At 71.2% G+C, this 219-nt stretch carries 1 protein-coding gene; it reads right to left on the reverse strand.

Going from position 1 to position 219, the window contains the following annotated elements:
- Positions 1–219 (reverse strand): hypothetical protein (locus IF89_RS40450; RefSeq protein WP_043195251.1); only part of this gene is annotated, 219 nt, incomplete at both ends.

Consider the following 219-nt stretch of genomic DNA (forward strand, 5'->3'; position numbering starts at 1 on the left):
TCCGCATCCCGGGGCGGGGGCACGGGGCTTGCGGGGTCCTGCTGCCAACTGTAGCCGCGCACCAGTTCCCCGGCGGTGCGGTTGCCGAGGGCGGAGGTGAACACCTGCTGGGAGGTCAGCAGGTGGAGGCTGTTGTAGTGGGAGACCACCCTGCGCTCCGGCTCGCCGTCGGGGCCCAGGAGGGAGACCTCGGTGGTGTAGGTGAAACCGGTCCGCTGG

It is taken from the genome of Streptomyces sp. NRRL F-2664 (assembly GCF_000719345.1).
In the GTDB taxonomy this organism is placed as follows: Bacteria; Actinomycetota; Actinomycetes; order Streptomycetales; family Streptomycetaceae; genus Streptomyces.